The organism is Variovorax sp. SPNA7, from assembly GCF_033807855.1.
Taxonomy (GTDB): domain Bacteria; phylum Pseudomonadota; class Gammaproteobacteria; order Burkholderiales; family Burkholderiaceae_C; genus Variovorax; species Variovorax beijingensis.
Genome location: NZ_CP138513.1, coordinates 5,571,196 through 5,589,130 on the forward strand (window position 1 = coordinate 5,571,196; position 17,935 = coordinate 5,589,130).

Consider the following 17,935-nt stretch of genomic DNA (forward strand, 5'->3'; position numbering starts at 1 on the left):
TTCGCCAGTCCCCGGAAGCACCATGAGTTCACCCAGCATCGTCCTCAACGTCAACGGCATCGAGGTCATCTACAACCACGTGATCCTGGTGCTCAAGGGCGTCTCGCTCGTGGTGCCCGAGGGCGGCATCGTGGCGCTGCTGGGTGGCAACGGTGCCGGCAAGACAACCACGCTGCGCGCGGTGTCCAACCTGCTGGCCGGCGAGCGCGGTGCGGTGACCAAGGGCAGCATCGAGCTGCGCGGCGAGCGCATCGAGGCGCTGTCGCCCTCCGAGCTGGTCAAGCGCGGCCTGATCCAGGTGATGGAGGGCCGGCACTGCTTTGCCCACCTGACCATCGAGGACAACCTGATGACCGGCGCCTACACGCGCACCGACGGCAAGGCGGCGATCGCCGAGACGCTGGAGAAGGTGTATGCATATTTCCCGCGCCTGAAGACGCGGCGCACTTCGCAGGCCGCCTACACATCGGGCGGCGAGCAGCAGATGTGCGCGATCGGCCGCGCGCTGATGGCCAACCCGACCATGGTGCTGCTCGACGAGCCCTCGATGGGCCTGGCGCCGCAGATCGTGGAGGAGGTGTTCGAGATCGTGAAGGACCTCAACACCAAGGAGCGCGTGACCTTCCTGCTGGCCGAGCAGAACACCAACATGGCGCTGCGCTACGCCGACTACGGCTACATCCTGGAGAACGGCCGCATCGTGATGGACGGCGAAGCGAAGAGCCTGCGCGAGAACGAGGACGTGAAGGAGTTCTACCTTGGCGTCGGCGGTGCGGACCGCAAGAGCTTTCGCGACGTGAAGAGCTACAAGCGCCGGAAAAGGTGGCTGGCTTGATGGCATGCATTTCGTGTTGTCCCCTCTCCCTCCGGGAGAGGGAGCAAGACCGAACAGAAAGACAAAGGGTGCGGACATGACCGACCACTACGACAAGCTCGAAATCCGCGACCCCGCCGAACGCGAGCGCGACCTGCTGGCCGCACTGCCCAAGCACATCGCGCAGGCCCAGACCGCCGCGCCTGCGTTCGCAAAGATCCTCGACGGTGTGAAACCCGCCGACATCACGACCCGCGAAGCACTCGCCAAGCTGCCCGTCACACGCAAGACCGAACTGCTCGAGCTGCAGAAACAGCGCCGCACCGACGACCCCTTCGGCGGCTTTTCCACCATCGGCCGTGGCACCCGCATGCCGCGCGTGTTCGCGAGCCCCGGCACCATCTACGAACCCGAAGGCGAGGCGCGCGACTACTGGCGCACGGCGCGCGCGATGCATGCCGCGGGCTTTCGCCCCGGCGAGCTCATCCACAACAGCTTCAGCTATCACATGACGCCCGCCGGCTCCATCATGGAAAGCGGCGCGCGGGCCATCGGCTGCACCGTGTTCGCGGGGGGCACCGGCCAGACCGAGCAGCAACTCGAAGCCATGGCCGACCTGAAGCCCGAGGGCTATGCGGGCACGCCGAGCTTCCTCAAGATCCTCCTGGAAAAAGCCGAGGAGAAAGGCCTGGAGCTGCCCTCGCTCACCAAGGCGCTGGTGTCGGGCGAGGCCTTTCCCCCGAGCCTGCACGACTGGATCGCCGCGCATGGCGTGCAGGGCACGCAGTGCTACGCCACCGCCGACCTGGGCCTGATTGCCTACGAGACCAGCGCGCGCGAAGGCCTGGTGCTCGATGAAGGCGTGCTGGTCGAAATCGTGCGCCCCGGCACCGGCGACCCGGTGCCCGATGGCGAGGTCGGCGAGATCGTCGTGACCACCTTCAACCCCGACTATCCGCTGGTGCGCTTCGGCACCGGCGATCTTTCCGCCGTGCTCGCGGGCACCTGCCCCACCGGCCGCACCAACAAGCGCATCAAGGGCTGGCTCGGCCGCGCCGACCAGACCACCAAGGTGCGCGGCATGTTCGTGCACCCCTCGCAGGTGGCGGAGATCGCGCGCCGCTTTCCGGAAGTGCAGCGCGCGCGCCTCGTGGTCTCGGGCGAGATGGGCGACGACCAGATGATCTTCAGGCTCGAATGCGCAGCCGGTGCGCCGGCCGGGCTCGAGGCACGCATTGCCGATGCGGTGCGCGAAGTGACCAAGCTGCGCGGCACCATCGAGCTGGTGGCGCCGGGCACGCTGCCGAACGACGGCAAGGTGATCGAGGACGCGCGCAGCTACAAGTAGCGGCGGTAGAACCGGCGCGTGAGCGCGCGCATCGCCAGCACCAGCAGCACCAGGTAGATCGCCGCCAGCGCGACGGCGAGCGCCGCGAGGCGGACGCCGCTGCTCACACCCGAGAAGCTCGCGCTCGCGATCCACCACAGCCCGCCGAGCGCGAGGGCGGCGCAGACCACCTGCAGCAGCACGAAGGCCGACACCGCGGCCGCCACGGCGCGGAACGGACGCGTCTGCACAGGCCCTGGCGCGGCGCCGAGCCAGCCGCCCCAGAACGCCAGCGCCCAGACCAGCAACGGCACCGCGAACCAGCCGAGCAGAAGCGGCACCAGGTCCGAGTCCCTCGAGGTGTCGACCCAGCCGCTTGCCACATGGCCGATCCACACCTGCAGCGAGACGAAGGTGGCAGCGGCCACGAGTGCCACCGCGCGACGCGACGGTGCCATGCCCGCACCGCCATCGTCCGCGGCGCCGCGCGACACATCCACGGGCGCGATGCCGCGCTCGCGCAGCGCGAAGCGGGCGGCCAGCCACACGCCCGCGACGAGCACGAGCATCTGGATGGCCGACTGGACGAACATCGACACGGCCATGAACGGGCGCAGGCCGTACATGCCGACGCGTTCGTGCAGCGGTCCACCGGGCATGAAAAGCAGTTGCGCCTGGTAGAACAGCGGCGTCAATGCAAGCATGTTGACGACCATCACCGCAAGGAACACGGCAGCGAAGCGGCTGCCGGCCCCGCGAAGCTGCGCGATGCGGGCCGCGCCGCGTTCGTCGAGCGCCTTGCGCGCATGGCACCACGCCAGCGTGGCCGCCAGCAGCCATACCGTGACGACGCGCGACAGCAGCGGCACCCAGACGCCGGGTTGCGCATACACGCCGCGCATCTGCTCGCCGTGCGGCGAGAGAGGCAGCAGCTGCGCCGCCATGCCCGCCATGAACAGGGCCGCATCGACCGCCACCGCGATCCATGCGAAATTTCCGGGCAGGCGCTGCGCGCGCTCGAATGAAGGGGGTGCCGCCATGGGATGGGAGCGTACCGGAACCCGCGGCCCCCTCCGCGTGCGCGCTGCGGCCGCCGCAGGCTCAGTGAATCGCCGCCTCGTGCGCGAGCTCGAACATCGTCGTCATCTCGCGGATGAACGCGGGCAGGTCGCCGGGCCTTCGGCTCGTCACCAGGCCGCTGTCGACCACCACCTCCTTGTCGATCCACGTCGCGCCGGCGTTGTGCAGGTCGGCGCGCAGCGAAGGCCACGAGGTCATCTTGCGGCCCTTCGCGCCGCCGGCATCGATGAGCGTCCATGGCCCGTGGCAGATGGCCGCGATGGGCTTGCCCGACTCGACGAAGGCGCGCACGAAAGCCACGGCCTTCTGGTTGATGCGCAGCGCGTCGGGGTTGGCGACGCCACCGGGCAGCAGCAGCGCGTCGAAACCGTCGGCATCGGCGATCTTGAGCGGCACGTCGACCTCGAAGGTGTCGGCGGGCTCGAGCTGCTTCCAGGCGCGCACGCTGCCGTCGAGCGGCGAGACGATCTGCGTCTGCGCGCCGGCATGGTCGAGCGCCTTGCGCGGCTCGGTCATCTCGGCCTGCTCGAAGCCGTCCGCCACGAGGATGGCAACCTTCATTCCGTCCAATGAAGAAGAGATGGTGGGCATGGGTGGGTCACTCCTTGAAGGTGGTTCTTTTGATGGCAATGACACTTCACCCTAGGGCCCACGCCCGCGGCGCGCATCGGCGCCCGCCGGGTCCGTCTGTCGGACGGTTCGACGGGCGGCAACCTTCTCTTACGACATGCCTGACTGCCGCTATTTGCGGCAGCTGGCCGGCAGCGCCTTTTCGGACAGGTCGTCGCCGGCCACGCAGTTCCAGGCAATGCCGTCCTCGGTGGCCGAGGGCTCCATGCGCAGCGTGCCCTTGGCCTTGGGAAGCACCGCTTCGACCACCATGGTGTCGGGGTCGAGCGTCAGCTCCGAGCCGCCGGGCAGGGTCTCGGGCGCGCCGGCCGTGGCCAGGGAATCGGGGATCTCTTCCTTCTGCTTGTAGTAGTTGCCGAGCGCTTCGCGCACCGGTGCGGCTTCGGACCAGGCCTGCGAAACGGCCGCGCGCGATTCGTATTGCTGATAGGCCGGCAGCGCCACCGCGGCCAGCACGCCGATGATGGCCACCACCACCAGCAGCGCCAGCGCGCCGCCGCCGGCACGGCCGGTGTACGGCACGAAGACCGCGAGCAGGTAGGCCACCGGATTGCGGCTCGGCAGCTTCGCGCCCGGATCGATGGCGCGCGCAACGCGCTTGGTGAGCCAGGGATAGCCGGCGATCAGTTCATGGAACGAGGCCCAGAAGCCGCTGTTGCCCACCGACTGGTCGGCGTAGCGCTGCAGGTCGACATGGCGCCACTGCTGCGCGCCGGCGGCCAGCGCCACCAGCGCGCGCGGCGCGGAGTCGGTCTGCTTGCAGCAGGCGGCGCCGTGCAGGTCGCAGGTGTATTCCTGGGCCCGCGAATAGGCGGCGCCGAGCAGCGGCAGCCACAGCACCGGGGCGCGCCAGATGTGGCCTGTGAGGTGGCCGCGCCGGATGTGGCCCAGTTCATGGCCGATGTAGAAGTTGATGCCGTCGGGCTGGGTTTCCATGGCGTCGACCACGTCGGACAGCAGCACCACGAAGTTGCGGCCGAAGAAGCGCGTGGCAAAGGCATTGAAGATGCCGTCGCCGTGCAGCAGGTAGGCCTCGGGCGGGTTCTGGATGCCCAGATGGCCGCAGCAGGCCTGGAACCGCGCATGCAGTTCCGGCAGCTGGGTGGGCGAGAGCTTCACGGCCGTGCCCTTGATCCACGCGATGACGGCCGACTGTGCGAACACGTAGGCGATGAAGCCGAGCAGCACGTAGACGAGCGCGATGCCCAGGGTGCCCAGGACCAGCAGCACCCAGACCAGCAGGCCGAGCCCGAGCGTGATGTTGCCGAGCCAGCGCTCGCGCGGATAGACCCATGGATCCATTGGAATTTCCTCCTCGATGCGGCCCGAGGGCCTGCAGTGTTGTGGTTTTTCTTCGCGCCTCCCCAGGCGCGACTTGCGAGCGCGCATCATGCCCCAGGAAGGGGCGGATTTCGGCCCGTGCCTAAGGGCTATTCGCTATTCGTCAGGTCATGGTCAGCCTTTATGATCGCGGCCGTTTTTGCATTTCACCAACCGAGAGACACTCATGAAGAAACTGCTTGCACTCACGGCGTTCGCCGCTGCTGCCGCCGGCGCCCATGCCCAGGATTTCCCCGCAGGCAAGACCGTCACGCTGGTGGTGCCTTTCTCCGCCGGCGGCCCGACCGACCGGGTGGCCCGCGATCTGGCCGAAGCCCTGCAAAAGACCCTGGGCACGACGATCGTGGTGGACAACACCGCGGGCGCCGGCAGCTCCATCGGCACCGCCAAGGTGGCCCGCGCGGCGCCGGACGGCCACACGCTGCTGCTCAACCACATCGGCATGTCGACGATGCCGGCGCTCTACCGCAAGCTGCCGTTCAACGTCGAGAACGACTTCGAATACCTCGGCATGGTCAATGAAGTGCCGATGACGCTCATCGGCAAGCCGACGCTGCCCGCCAACAACTACAAGGAACTGACGGCCTGGATCGCGGCCAACAAGGGCAAGATCAACCTCGGCAATGCCGGCCTGGGCGCCGCCTCGCACCTGTGCGGCCTGCTGTTCCAGAGCGCGCTCAAGGTCGAGATGACGCCGGTTCCCTACAAGGGCACCGCGCCGGCCATCGCCGACCTGCTGGGCGGCCAGATCGACCTCTTGTGCGACCAGACCACCAACACCACCTCGCAGATCGAGGCCAAGAAGGTCAAGGCCTATGCCGTGACCACGACCAAGCGCCTCAGCACGCCGGCTCTCAAGGACCTGCCGACGCTCGCCGAATCGGGCCTGAAGGACTTCGAGGTCACCATTTGGCACGGCATGTACGCGCCCAAGGGCACGCCGGCACCGGTGCTGAAGAAGCTCAACGAAGCCATCAAGGCCGCCATGAAGGACCCGGGCTTCATCAAGCGCCAGGAAGGCCTTGGCGCCGTGATCACCACCGACAAGCGCACCGAGCCGGCCGAGCACAAGAAGTTCGTCTCGGCCGAGATCGCCAAGTGGGGCCCGATCATCAAGGCCGCCGGCGTGTACGCCGACTGATTTCCCCGCTCTTTTGAAAAAAAGCCGCCGGCCCTCGGGACCGGCGGCTTTTTTCATGGTGACAGCAAAACAGATCAGGGCAGCGTGACGGTCCACGCCTCGAAGCTCTTGCGCACGTCCACCTGGCGCGCGGTGCGTGCGGTGAAGGCGAAGGTGCTGATCGAGGAATCCGGGGCGTACTGCCAGCTGTTGTTGTTGGCCGGCACGCAGTGCGCATCCGAAGGATCGACGGGCTGGCAGTAGACGATCGCCTTGCGGGTGGTGCTGCGCACGGTGACGGACTCGCTGAAGCGCGCGCCGCCGCCGGGCGCCCTGCCGAAGACGCTGAACGCGGTGGGTGCGAGCGCGCCGCTCGGAACCACCCAGCCATCGAGGTTGCCGTCGGCGCTGAAGTCGACGTTGTTCGCCTCGGCGCCGGTCGGGTCCACGGCGCCGAAGACGATCCCGCGCGGGCTGCCCAGGCTTTCCGCGAGCACCTCGGCACGCAGGGCGGGCGTGAGCTCCACCAGGGGCGTCTGCACGGCTTCCGCGATGGTGGGCACGCGGGAGAAGGTGCGCACGTACTGCACGACGTTCGGCGTGGCGCCGTCGGCGCGGAAGAACTCCAGCTTCCACACCGACTGGTCACCGATCTTGCCGAGTTCCTCGTCGGTGTACGGCGGGGTAGCGAAGAGATTGGCGCTGTCGAAATCGCTCGGGCTGCCGGTCTGCGCCGGGTCCAGGTAGCGTGCGGACATGCGCCACACCGCCGAGTTCAGGGCCGAACCGGGGGTGCCGTCCGGGGTGAGCACCAGCGAGTTCAGGCCGGCCTTGGGCACCAGGACCAGTTCCTTGCCCGGCAGCGATGCGGTGCTTGCCACCACCTTCGAAAGAACCGGGTCGCCGTTGCCGTCGCGCACGTTGTCGATGGAGATCGCGTAGCCGACCGAATGGAAGACCAGGTTCTGGTGCTTCAGGTAGTCCTTCTTGTCGAGCTGGGGACGCACGAAGGCGCGGTAGGTGTTGCCGTTGCCGGTGAGCTTCAGGGCGCCATCCACGATCTTCGCGTTGAAGACGTCGTTGTCGGTGTTGCCCAGGACGTCGGTCCAGCGGTAGGTGAGCGCGATGTCGCCGTTCGCATGGAAATACTCGAAATTGCCGCGGTCGTGCTTCAGGTTGGTGGGGCCGAAGCGGAACAGGCTTTCGAACGAGCGGCGCGCACCGCCGCTCACGCGGCCGATGGGCACGCCGGCCGCCACGAAGCTGGCCGGATCGTCGCCCACGAACAGCGTGCGGCAGGCCGGCGCCACCACGTTGGCGGCGCTGCCGTAGGCATTGCCGTCGGCCTCGATCGGGCTGTCGACGCGCTGTGCGAGCGGCAGCGCATAGCAGGCGTTGATGCGCTCGAGCAGCGCCTGCACCATGGCCGGCGTGGGCGGCTGCACCAGCGTTGCGGCGTCGATGGCGGGCAGCGCGGCAATGGTGGCGTCGCCGCTGCGAAAGACGATGGACACCGGCGGGCTGTCGTCGCCGGCGGGCAGCGCCTTCACCGTGATCTCGATGTTGGATGCCGTGCCGTCGGGGCGCACCGACACGTTGAGGGCATCGAGCACGCGGTCCTGGCCGGTGCCGTTGGCCTGGAACTCGCCGCTCATCGGGTCGATGCTCGCATCGAGCGCGGTCAGCAGCGGCTGCAGCGCGGCCACCAGCCTGGCCACCTGCTCGCCGATCGATCCGGCCGTGACGGCGCCGGCATCGGCCTGGATCGCGGCGGCCAGCTTGGCCGGGTCGCCGTTGGGCGCGAGCTGCGCCACGATGATGGTGGTCAGCGGCGTCACGTTGGTGGTGCCGGTGGCGGTGCTGGCGGTGGTGCTGTAGAGGGTCAGGTCGTCGCGCACGGCCTGGATCACCAGCGGCGCCTTGGTGCCGGCGGGCAGCGAGCAGCTGTAGCTGCCTTCTGGCGTAGTGGTCACTTCGCAGACCTTGGCGCCGGTCTGGTCGAACACCGTGAGCACCGCGCCGGCAAAGGCCGCGCCGGTGGCGACGGTGCCGCTCAAGGTGGTGGCCGCCGCCGCGGGCGGCTCGCCGCCGCCGCCGGACGAAGGCGGAAGAAAACCGAAACCGCCGCCGCCACCGCCACCGCCACCACCGCCGCATGCGGCAAGAAGCGCCAGGGTGACGACGGACAGGGCGTGGGGAATCCTGTGGGCGAGGGAAGGCATGGGTGATGGCATCGGAGGCTCTTCGAAAAGTGTTGCTGGGCCCGGTCGATCCGGGTTCCCGCAAACAATAGCTTTCACTTTTCGAAAAAAAATGATGCAAATGCACCATTCTTGAAACGCGCCGGAGCATCACCGGAACATGGGATGCGGTACCCCACCGCTGCGGGAAAACTCCGTCGATGACCCGCCAGCCACTGCACGACTTCAGCACGCTGCTGCTGCAGCTCTACCGGCTCTCGCACGAACTGCCGATCGATGCCTTCCAGGATGCCGCGCTCGAACTGATCAAGCCGGTGCTGCCCTTCGACGCATCGATGTGGGGCACGGCCACCACGGCCAGCGAGGGAATCGACGTGCACACGCTGCACCTGCATCGCAAGACGCCCGAGATGATGATGGAGTACGACAACTTCAAGCACCTCGACTCCGCGGCCGCGAGCTTCTTCGGCAAGGGACACGGCACGCGGGGCTTCAACTCGGCGAACTGGTGGAGCGGCCCCAAGTACGCGCCCTTCCTGGACTACGTGCAGCGCTACGACCAGAACAACATCTTCATCACGATGGACAGCGATCCGCGGACCAATTTCATGCACTGGTTCTCGCTGTTCCGCATCGACCCGGACGCGCACTGCAAGCCCGAGGAAGTGAGCCTGCTGGCCAGCCTGTCGCCGCACATGATGCAGGCGCTGGCGCTCAACCGCCTGGTGCACCTGGACCGCACGCTCTCGCCGGCCTCGGGCACGCAGCCGCGCGGCTCGGCCATCGCGGACCTGAAAGGCGCGATCTACCACTGCGACGTGAGCTTCGTCGCGCTGATGCAGGAAGAGTTTCCGAGCTGGCCACGCCAGGCGCTGCCGCAGTCGCTGCTGGAGCATTTCATGATCGAGCAGTCCACCTGGCTGGGCCGGCGGATCGCGGTGTCGTGCCGGCTCGAGCAGCGCCTGCTGTTCCTGAGCGTGCGCAAGCGCTGCCGCTCCGACGGCCTCACGCCACGCGAGCACACCGTTGCCGAATTGCTGGCCCGGGGCGACACCCACAAGGACATCGCGGCCATCCTGAACCGCTCGCCCGCCACCGTGCGCAACCACATCCAGTCGATCTACGACAAGCTGCAGGTGGGCAACGTGGCAGGCCTGATCCAGGAGCTGCGGCTCGCGGGCTGACCGGCCCGCGCCGGTTGCGGCCCCGCTGCCTCACTTCGGCCGGATCGCGTCGGCCGTGCCCTGGATGAAGGCCTTGATGCTCTCGATGTCGTCGCCCGAGAGCTTGCCGGTGAAGTCGGGCATGCCGCGCGCCATGGCCGGGCCCTTGAGGATGAACTTGTCGAGGTTCTCGATGTAGGCCGCATCCATGTAGCCGAGGTTCGGGATGTTGCCGCCGCGGTCCACGCCCGGCACGCCGTGGCAGAACACGCAGTTGCTCACATAGAGCATGGTGCCGGCCTGGACCTTGGCGGGGTCGTACTTCACGCCCTGCACCAGCTTGTCCATGCGGTACTGCACGAAGTCGGGCATCTTGGCGGTGCCGCCCACTGCAAAGGTGTAGACCGTGCCCGGGCCCTGCCGCTCGGTGGCGCGCTGCGCGAGGCCGTACACGCCGCCCCAGCCCACCGCGACCGACACGTACTGCTTGCCGTCGACCATGTAGGTGGTGGGCGCGGCCACCACGCCGGTGCCGGTGGCGGTTTCCCAGAGCTTCTCGCCGGTCTTCGCGTTGTAGGCCACCAGGCGGCCGTCGGCCGTGCCCTGGAACACGAGGTTGCCGGCGGTGGTGAGCGTGCCGCCGTTCCAGGGCGAGACGTAGTCCACGCCCCAGGCCTCCTTCTGCGCCACCGGGTCCCAGGCGACGAGGCGGCCGAAGGGCTTGCTCTTGGGCGCCTCGGCGTTGATCGACATCGCGGTGTTCCAGCCCAGCGCGGCATGCGGGCGGCCGGGCGAGTTCTGGTCGAACTTCCAGTCCTTGTCGTCCATCAGGTTGACCGGGATGTTCTGCGCCGGCAGGTAGGCCAGGCCGGTCTGCGGGTTGAACGACATCGGGTGCCAGTTGTGCGCACCGAAGGGACCGGGAATGCTGTCGCCGGGCTTGTCGTTCTGGCGCGCGGCCGCGATCTCGATGGGACGGCCGTTCTTGTCGTAGCCGGTGGCCCAGTTCACGTCGACGAAATTCTTCGCCGAGATGAACTTGCCGTTGGTGCGGTCGATGACGAAGAAGAAGCCGTTCTTCGGCGCATGCAGCAGCACCTTGCGCGCCTTGCCGCCGAGCGTGACGTTGGCCAGGATCATCGACTGGGTGGAGGTGTAGTCCCAGTTGTCGCCGGGCGTCTCCTGGTAGTGCCACACGTACTTGCCGGTGTCGGGGTTCAGGGCCACCACCGAGCCCAGGTACAGGTTGTCGCCGCCCTTGGGGCTGCGCTTCCTGTGCGCCCAGGGCGAGCCGTTGCCGGTGCCCACGTACATCAGGTTGAGCTCGGGGTCGAAGGCGAAGCTGTCCCATGCGGTGCCGCCGCCGCCGGCTTCCCAGTACTTGCCGCTAGGGTCCCAGGTCTTGGCGGCGCGCGCCATCGATTCGTCCTCGAAGGGCTTGGCCGGATCGCCCGGCACCACGAACCAGCGCCACTTCTGCTCGCCGGTCTTCGCGTCGTAGGCCGTGACGTAGCCGCGCACGCCGTACTCGGCGCCGCCATTGCCGATGATGACCTTGCCCTTGAAGACGCGCGGCGCACCGGTGATGGTGTAGGAGCCCTTCTGCCCCTCGATGGTGTTCTTCTCCCAGGCCTTCTGCCCCGTGGCCGCGTCGAGCGCGATGAGGCGGCCATCGTAGGCGCCGACGTAGACCTTGCCCTCGTGCAGCGCCACGCCGCGGTTCACCACGTCGCAGCAGCCCCTGAAGCCCTTGGACTTGTCGACCTGCGGATCGAAGCTCCAGAGCTTCTGCCCGGTGCGCGTGTCGATGGCATGCACCACGCTCCACGACGCGGTGACGTACATGATGCCGTCCACCACCAGCGGCGTGGCCTCGACGCCGCGCGTGGACTCGAGGTTGTAGGACCAGGCCAGGCCCAGCTGCTTCACGTTGCCGGCGTTCACCTGGTCGAGCTTGCTGAAGCGCGACTCGGCGTAGTCCAGGCCGTAGCTCGGCCAGTCGGGGGTCTTCTTCTGGGCCGCATTGGCGCGGATGAAGTCGCCGTTCACCTGCTTGGCGGCCGAGGCCTGCGCCGCGGCGGGCGAGCTGCCCAGGCACAGCAATGCACCGGCGAGCGCAAGCAAACCGGAGTGGATCTTTTTCATCGTGGGTCTCCTTTGTGCCGCAAGGATCGTTTTTGCCGCACTCGCGTTCACCTTCGGGATTTCCCCAGTCCGGCGCTGTTCCATTGCGGAACACATTCGACAGGGGCAGCGATCTCCCTTTCCTGGTTCCCCCGATTTGCGAGGAGCGGCGAACAGCATGGCTTTCGAACGGCTGGGCACGGCAACCGCGCCGCGCCAACTTTTTTCCAGCACGCCGGCGCAGCGCGTGGCGCTCGCGCGGCAGCAGTTCTTCGAGGAGGGTGTGCGGCCTTCGGGCCTGGTCGGCGAGGCGGTGATCCAGTCATGGCTGCGCTGCGCCCGCAACCACAGCGACCGGCAGCGCATCGTGCCTTTCGATGCGGTCACGCCGAGCCGCCTGCACGCCACGCTGGCGCGCAACCGCGAGCTGCTCGAGGTGGCGCGGCAGGAACTCGCGAGCATGGAAAGTGCGCTCGCAGGCACCGACTGCCGCGTGATCCTGACGGACGGCGAAGGCGTGGTGGTGCACGTCACGCACCAGCCGGCCGCGGCACACCAGCCCGTGCTGCGCAAGACCGCGCGCGTGGGCGTGAACATTTCCGAGCGCATCGTCGGCACCACCGCGCCGGGCATCGTGGCGACCACCGGGCAGGCCTGCACGGTCGACGGCGCGGAACACTACTTCGACGTGCTGTCGCAGATGCAGTGCGCCGCGGCGCCGATCCGCGACGTGGCGGGCCGGCTCGCGGGCGTGCTCGACATCACGATGGAGGCGCGGCGCTTCGGCTTCGACGCGGCCTCGATGGTGGCGCTCTACGCCACGACCATCGAGAACCGCCTGCTGCAGGCGCAGTCGCGCGACCACCTGATCCTGCGCTTCCAGGCCAGCCCCACGCTGCTGGGCACGCCCATGGAAGCACTGGCCGGCGTGGCACCCGACGGCACCATCGCCTGGCTCAACAGTGCCGGCGCGCGGCTGATCGGGCGCCTGCCCGAAGAGGCCTGCGAGCGCGATGTCGAATCGATGCTGGGCCACGACCTCGCGAGCCTGCTGCGGCTCGAAAGGCGCGAAGCCGCGCAGCCGCTGCGCCTGGCGAGCGGTCTGGGCGTGTGGGTGCAGGCGCGCCTGAAGGCTGCCGATGGCGTGGACTTCAGGCATGCGGTGGCGGTGCCCGCCGAAGCCGGCGCGATGTTGTCCGCCGAGCCCGCGGCGGCAGCCGAGCCGTTGGTGGCGCATGAGCACACGGAAGCGATGGCCTCCCACCACGTGCCGGCGGAACCGCTGCCGGGCGAGACCCTGCGCGAGCACAGCCGCAAGCTGATCGAGGACACGCTGGCGGCGCAGGACGGCAACGTGTCGCAGGCGGCGCGGCAGCTGGGCGTATCGCGCGGCACGCTGTACCGGCGGCTGCGCGGCTGGCGCGAAGAGGACAAGGGCGCAGCGGCCGGGCTGCGCTGAGCCTTCAGCGCTTCGGCAGTGCGTAGGCGATCACATGGTCGCCGGTGCGCGTACCCAGCGAGCCGTGGCCTCCCGCGGCCACCACCACGTACTGGCGCCCGTCGCTGCCGCGGTAGCTCATCGGCGTGGCCTGCCCGCCCGCAGGCAGGCGGCTGCGCCAGAGCTCCTTGCCATTGGCCACGTCGTAGGCGCGCAGGTAGTAGTCGAGCGTGCCCGAGAGAAAGGCCACGCCGCCGGCCGTCATCATCGGTCCGCCGAGGCTGGGCACGCCCATCGCAAAGGGCAGCGGCAGCGGCGAGCTGTCGCGCACGGTGCCGTTCTTGTGCTTCCACACCACGCGGCCGGTGCGCAGGTCGGCCCCGGCCACATGGCCCCAGGGCGGCGCCTGGCACGGCAGGCCGAACACCGAGGTGAAGGCGCGCAACTGCACCGCGAACGGCGCGCCGAAGTTCTCGTTGAGCGCGGGCAAGCTGTCGTTGGGCCGGTTCTTGCCCTGCACGTAGAGCGAGGTGTCGTCGGCGCGTGGAATGAGCCTGGACACGAAGGCCAGCGAGGCCGGCGTGGTGAACGCCATCTGCCGCACCGGGTCGACCGCCACGCCGCCCCAGTTGAAGACGCCGAAGTTGCCGGGGTAGATCAGCGAGCCCTCGGTCGACGGCGGCGTGTAGCGGCCTTCGTAGCGCAGCCGGTGAAAGGCGATGCGGCAGGCCAGCTGGTCGAACACGGTGCCGCCCCACATGTCGGCCGGCGTGAGCGCGGGCGGATCGAAGGACAGCTCCGACACCGGCTGCGTGAGCGAGGTGTGGTCGCCCGCGGCCGGTCCCTGCGGCGCGGGCCGTTCATGGACCTTGGTCACGGGCTTGCCGTCGCGGCGGTCGAGCACGAACAGCTCGCCCTGCTTGGTCGGCTGCACGAGCGCGGGCACCGTCTCGCTGCCGATGCGCAGGTCGACCAGGCTGGGCTGCGAGGGCACGTCGTAATCCCAGAGGTCGTGGTGCACGGTCTGGAAGCTCCAGCGCACGCGGCCGGTGGCCAGGTCGAGCGCCACCACCGAGGACGAATAGCGCTCGGCCCCTTCGGTGCGCTTGCCGCCCCACTGGTCGGGCGGCTGGTTGCCGGTGGGCACGTAGACCAGCCCGAGCGCCTCGTCCACGCTGGAGATCGACCAGCTGTTCGGCGAGTTGGCCGTGTACATGCGGTCGGCCGCGAGGGGTGCGGTGTCGTCCGGGTTGCCAGAGTCCCAGTTCCACACCAATGCGCCGGTGTCGATGTCGAAGGCCCGGATCACGCCCGAGGTCTCCTTGGTCGAGACGTTGTCCAGCACCGTGCCGCCCACGATGATGAGCGAGCGCGTCACCACCACGGGCGAGGTCGAGTAGTAGGCGCCGGGCTTCACGTTGGGCATGTTCTTCCACAGGTCGATCTGGCCGGTGCCGCCGCCGAAGCGCATGCAGGGCTTGCCGCTCCCGGGGTCGAGCGCGATGACGCGGCCGTCGGCCGTGGGCATGAAGAGCTTGGCGTCGCAATCGCCGCCCGCGGTGGGTGGCGATGAAGGGGAAGGCGCAGGCGAAGCAGCCGCCGCCGGTGCGGGCCGCACCGCGCTGCCCGGGTCGTAGGACAGGCCGCGGCAGGTCAGGTGCTGCAGGGCCAGCGGACGGTGGATCTCGGGCGTGTAGCGCCAGAGCTGCTCGCCGGTGGTCGCGTTCAGCGCCACCACCGACTGGTGCGGCGTGCAAAGAAAGAGCCGCTCGCCGATCTTCAGCGGCGTGACCTCGAAGGTCGTCTCCTCGGGGTCGCCGCTCTGGCCGCGCACGTCGCCGGTGCGAAAGTGCCACGCCTCCTGCAGCTCGCCCACATTGGCCGGCGTGATCTGGTCGAGCGCCGAATAGCGCTGGCCCATGCCGTTGCCGCCGTAGGCCGTCCAGTCGTCCTTCGGCGGGGCCGGTGCGGCATTCGACGATGTCGCGGCGGCTGCCGTCGGCGCCGGCATGGTGCCTTCGATGCGCGTTGCATCGCGCGTCCACGAGAACACCGCGGCGGCCAGGAAGGCCAGCAGCACCACGCCGAGGAAGCCGCGCGCGGGTGCCACGCCCGCGGCGCTGCGGCGCCCGAGCGCACGCGCCACCCAGGGCGTGAGCAGGAACACGCCAAGCACGAAGAACACGTCGCCGCGCGCCGCCAGCGGCCACCAGTCGAAGCCCACTTCCCACAAGGCCCACACCAGCGTGAACGCCACCACGGCCGCATAGACCCAGAGGCCCGCGCCGCTGCCGCGCGGCAGCAGCGCCGCGCAGGCGATCAGCCCGAGCCCCGCCACGAGGTAGTACCACGAGCCGCCGAGCACGACGAGCCATGCGCCTGCCGCCGCCAGCCCCAGGCCCGCAAGGCCGATGACGACAGCGGTGATGTTGAGCAGCGCGGAAGAAGGCGCACGAACGCGCGCAGCGGCATCGGGCATGGCATGGGCTCCAGGTTTTTTCTCGAACCTAGGCCAAGGCCGCGGCGATGCGCGTAGGCGGTTTGCGCATGTCGCCGTGCATCACCGCAATCGCGGCCGCTTGCCGCCAGTCTTTTTAAACAGAAGGTATTCGGTCTTCGTCGTTGCGCGCGGCGCGGGCCCGGCGCGTGCGCGCATCGGGCTGCAGCGGCCGGAGGTATTCGTGCAGCGCCAGCGCGGCGGCGCCCACGGCGGGTGCAAGCGCACGATAGCGCGCGATGCGCAGGTCGGGTGCGGGCATGCCGGCCGCATCGGCATGGCGCCCAACCCATTCGAAGGCCGCCTGCGCCAGCCCGAGATGGCCGGTGCAGGACTTGCCGCCGAGCACGATGGCGCGCGGATCGAAGGTGACCCACAGGTTCTGCAGCAGCACGCCGAAGAACGCCGCCGCATGCGCCATGCCGGGCGCTTCGCGCTCGAGCGCGCGCGAGCCGAAGAAGGCCTCGGCGCAGCCGCGGCGTCCGCACGAGCACAGCGGCCCGTCGAGCTGCAGGATGGTGTGGCCGATCTCGCCCGCCATGCCTTGCGCGCCCGTGAAGAGGCGGTCGTTCAGCACCACGCCGGCGCCCACGCCCACGTCGCAGCTCACGAAGATCAGCGGGTCCGCGCTCTCGCCGCCGGAGAACTCGTACTCGCCGAGCGCAGCGGCATCGGCGTCGTTCTGCAGCTGCACGGTGACGCCCGGCAACCCGGCCCCGGCAAAGGCTTCTTCCAGCGCGGGCAGCAGGCTCACGTTGCGCCAGCCGAGGTTGGGCGCAAAGCGGACCATGCCGGTGCAGTCATCCACCGCGCCGGGCACGCAGACGCCGATGCTCGACAGCCGCAGCCCCAGTGCGTTGAGCTGCCCGTGCGCGGCCGCGGCCATGCGTGCGACCTGCGCGCAGGCGCCGGCCGGTGCGCTGTCGGCCAGCGCCTGCGTGTCGGCATGCAGCACCTCGCCCTGCAGCGAGACGCAGACCAGGCGCACGGTTTCGACCGCGATCTCGACACCCATCAGCGCGCGCACGCCGACGTTGATCTGCAGCGGCGTGGAAGGGCGCCCCAGGCCATCGGCAACGGTGGTGCCCGCTTCGCTGAGCCAGCCCTCGTCGAGCAGCTCGCGCACCAGCAGGCTCACGGTCGACTTGGTGAGGCCGCTCTCGCTCGCGAGCCGGGCACGCGACAGGCCCGGGCGCGCACGCAGGAGGCGCAGCAGCACGCTGCGGTTCATGCGCTTGAGCAGCTGCTGGTCGCCGATGGTCACGGGGCCACCCTGCCTTGGTTCACCTGTGGGCCTGCTCTTTTCCCTCGGGGCGCTTGCCGGCGATGATCATGCCGAGCACTTCGTCCTCGGTGACGTCCGCGGTGCGGTAGGTGCCCACGAGCTTGCCGTTCTTCATGACCGCGACGCGGTCGCTCAGCGAGAACACGTCGGGCATGTCGTGCGTGATCAGGAAGATGCCGACGCCATCGGCCTTGAGCTGCTTCACGAGGCCGCCGACCATCGCGGTTTCTTCAGGGCCGAGCGCGGCGCAGGGCTCGTCCATGATCAGGATGCGCGCGTTGAAGTACAGCGCACGCGAGATCGCCACCACCTGCCGCTGCCCGCCCGAGAGGCGTCGCACCGGAATACGGATGTTGGTGAAGTTCTTGTTCAGGCGCTGGAACACCTTGCGCGCCTGCACTTCCATGAAATGATCGTCGAGCGTGTTCCAGCGCGTCATCTTCTCGCGGCCGAGAAAGAGGTTCGATACGGAGTCGAGGTTGTCGGCCAGCGCGAGGGTCTGGTAGATGGTCTCGATGCCGAGCGCCTGCGCCTCGGCGGGCGTGCGGATGTGGACCTTCTCGCCCGCGATCAGCGTGTCGCCCGAATCGACCGGGTAGGCGCCCGCGAGCATCTTCATGAGCGTGGACTTGCCCGCGCCGTTGTGGCCGAGCACGGCGACGACTTCGCCGGGATGGAGGTTGATGCTCACGCCGTCCACGGCCTTCACGCCGCCGAAGGCCTTGCGGATCTCCTTCAGCTCGACCAGGGGCTGCGAGGTGTCGACCGTGGTCATTTGGATTCCTTTTGCGGTGTGCCGCTTTTTGCGTGCGGGGCTCCGATGTTCAGGGCGTGTGCACAGGCCACCGGGTACTCCCCTCCGCGAATGTCCCCCGCCTTCGGCTCCTCCTTTATTTCGCTGCGGGGAGCACCCGA

13 protein-coding genes are annotated in these 17,935 nt (G+C 68.8%); 5 read left to right on the forward strand and 8 right to left on the reverse strand.

Annotated features, from left to right (window positions below):
* Positions 1-22 precede the first annotated feature (22 nt).
* Together RZE77_RS26145 and RZE77_RS26150 are read left to right on the forward strand one after the other, a co-directional pair.
* The gene (locus RZE77_RS26145; protein WP_319428084.1) at positions 23-835 is read left to right on the forward strand and encodes an ABC transporter ATP-binding protein; all 813 of its coding nucleotides are present in this window, start codon (positions 23-25) and stop codon (positions 833-835) included.
* 76 nt (positions 836-911) lie between these two features.
* Positions 912-2,162 (forward strand): phenylacetate--CoA ligase family protein, encoded by a 1,251-nt coding sequence (locus RZE77_RS26150; protein ID WP_319439905.1) that lies wholly within the window; start codon positions 912-914, stop codon positions 2,160-2,162.
* On the opposite strand, the gene RZE77_RS26155 is transcribed toward RZE77_RS26150, so the two are convergent.
* The 3 genes from RZE77_RS26155 to RZE77_RS26165 form a co-directional block, all read right to left on the reverse strand.
* Positions 2,153-3,181, reverse strand: a complete 1,029-nt coding sequence (locus RZE77_RS26155; protein ID WP_319439906.1) for a hypothetical protein — start codon at positions 3,179-3,181, stop codon at positions 2,153-2,155. The genes RZE77_RS26150 and RZE77_RS26155 overlap by 10 nt on opposite strands.
* Before the next feature lie 61 nt (positions 3,182-3,242).
* On the reverse strand, positions 3,243-3,812 hold the full coding sequence (locus RZE77_RS26160; protein ID WP_319439907.1) for a type 1 glutamine amidotransferase domain-containing protein: 570 nt from the start codon (positions 3,810-3,812) through the stop codon (positions 3,243-3,245).
* 150 nt (positions 3,813-3,962) lie between these two features.
* The gene (locus RZE77_RS26165) at positions 3,963-5,153 is read right to left on the reverse strand and encodes a M48 family metalloprotease (RefSeq protein WP_319439908.1); all 1,191 of its coding nucleotides are present in this window, start codon (positions 5,151-5,153) and stop codon (positions 3,963-3,965) included.
* 205 nt (positions 5,154-5,358) lie between these two features.
* Between RZE77_RS26165 and RZE77_RS26170 the strand changes: the two genes are divergently transcribed.
* Positions 5,359-6,333, forward strand: coding sequence for a tripartite tricarboxylate transporter substrate-binding protein (locus tag RZE77_RS26170; RefSeq protein ID WP_319439909.1), 975 nt, complete (start codon positions 5,359-5,361; stop codon positions 6,331-6,333).
* Positions 6,334-6,407: 74 nt separating this feature from the next.
* On the opposite strand, the gene RZE77_RS26175 is transcribed toward RZE77_RS26170, so the two are convergent.
* Positions 6,408-8,534: a carboxypeptidase-like regulatory domain-containing protein gene (locus tag RZE77_RS26175; protein ID WP_319439910.1), complete on the reverse strand. Its 2,127-nt coding sequence runs from the start codon at positions 8,532-8,534 to the stop codon at positions 6,408-6,410.
* Between the two features lie 179 nt (positions 8,535-8,713).
* Between RZE77_RS26175 and RZE77_RS26180 the strand changes: the two genes are divergently transcribed.
* Positions 8,714-9,697 (forward strand): helix-turn-helix domain-containing protein, encoded by a 984-nt coding sequence (locus RZE77_RS26180; RefSeq protein WP_319439911.1) that lies wholly within the window; start codon positions 8,714-8,716, stop codon positions 9,695-9,697.
* Positions 9,698-9,727: 30 nt separating this feature from the next.
* Here RZE77_RS26180 and RZE77_RS26185 read toward each other — a convergent pair whose 3' ends face one another.
* Positions 9,728-11,821 (reverse strand): PQQ-dependent dehydrogenase, methanol/ethanol family, encoded by a 2,094-nt coding sequence (locus RZE77_RS26185; RefSeq protein WP_319439912.1) that lies wholly within the window; start codon positions 11,819-11,821, stop codon positions 9,728-9,730.
* Between the two features lie 157 nt (positions 11,822-11,978).
* Between RZE77_RS26185 and RZE77_RS26190 the strand changes: the two genes are divergently transcribed.
* A complete protein-coding gene (locus tag RZE77_RS26190) occupies positions 11,979-13,259 on the forward strand; it encodes a helix-turn-helix domain-containing protein (RefSeq protein ID WP_319439913.1) in 1,281 nt (426 codons plus the stop codon).
* Between the two features lie 4 nt (positions 13,260-13,263).
* On the opposite strand, the gene RZE77_RS26195 is transcribed toward RZE77_RS26190, so the two are convergent.
* From RZE77_RS26195 to RZE77_RS26205, 3 genes are all read right to left on the reverse strand, one after another.
* Positions 13,264-15,717 carry a membrane-bound PQQ-dependent dehydrogenase, glucose/quinate/shikimate family gene (locus RZE77_RS26195; RefSeq protein WP_319439914.1) on the reverse strand — a complete coding sequence of 818 codons (2,454 nt, stop codon included), beginning with the start codon at positions 15,715-15,717 and terminating at the stop codon, positions 13,264-13,266.
* A 115-nt stretch (positions 15,718-15,832) separates the two neighbouring features.
* Positions 15,833-16,999 carry an ROK family transcriptional regulator gene (locus RZE77_RS26200; RefSeq protein WP_319439915.1) on the reverse strand — a complete coding sequence of 389 codons (1,167 nt, stop codon included), beginning with the start codon at positions 16,997-16,999 and terminating at the stop codon, positions 15,833-15,835.
* Between the two features lie 19 nt (positions 17,000-17,018).
* Positions 17,019-17,795, reverse strand: a complete 777-nt coding sequence (locus RZE77_RS26205; RefSeq protein WP_018905159.1) for an ATP-binding cassette domain-containing protein — start codon at positions 17,793-17,795, stop codon at positions 17,019-17,021.
* Between the last annotated feature and the right edge of the window lie 140 nt (positions 17,796-17,935).

Bases quoted from the DNA above. Each gene is read 5' to 3' on its own strand.
- RZE77_RS26175 (WP_319439910.1), bottom strand. From the start codon at position 8,534: ATGCCTTCCCTCGCCCACAGGATTCCCCACGCCCTGTCCGTCGTCACC.
- RZE77_RS26150 (WP_319439905.1), top strand. From the start codon at position 912: ATGACCGACCACTACGACAAGCTCGAAATCCGCGACCCCGCCGAACGC.
- RZE77_RS26190 (WP_319439913.1), top strand. From the start codon at position 11,979: ATGGCTTTCGAACGGCTGGGCACGGCAACCGCGCCGCGCCAACTTTTT.
- RZE77_RS26205 (WP_018905159.1), bottom strand. From the start codon at position 17,795: ATGACCACGGTCGACACCTCGCAGCCCCTGGTCGAGCTGAAGGAGATC.
- RZE77_RS26180 (WP_319439911.1), top strand. From the start codon at position 8,714: ATGACCCGCCAGCCACTGCACGACTTCAGCACGCTGCTGCTGCAGCTC.
- RZE77_RS26185 (WP_319439912.1), bottom strand. From the start codon at position 11,821: ATGAAAAAGATCCACTCCGGTTTGCTTGCGCTCGCCGGTGCATTGCTG.
- RZE77_RS26160 (WP_319439907.1), bottom strand. From the start codon at position 3,812: ATGCCCACCATCTCTTCTTCATTGGACGGAATGAAGGTTGCCATCCTC.
- RZE77_RS26170 (WP_319439909.1), top strand. From the start codon at position 5,359: ATGAAGAAACTGCTTGCACTCACGGCGTTCGCCGCTGCTGCCGCCGGC.
- RZE77_RS26165 (WP_319439908.1), bottom strand. From the start codon at position 5,153: ATGGATCCATGGGTCTATCCGCGCGAGCGCTGGCTCGGCAACATCACG.
- RZE77_RS26145 (WP_319428084.1), top strand. From the start codon at position 23: ATGAGTTCACCCAGCATCGTCCTCAACGTCAACGGCATCGAGGTCATC.
- RZE77_RS26155 (WP_319439906.1), bottom strand. From the start codon at position 3,181: ATGGCGGCACCCCCTTCATTCGAGCGCGCGCAGCGCCTGCCCGGAAAT.
- RZE77_RS26195 (WP_319439914.1), bottom strand. From the start codon at position 15,717: ATGCCCGATGCCGCTGCGCGCGTTCGTGCGCCTTCTTCCGCGCTGCTC.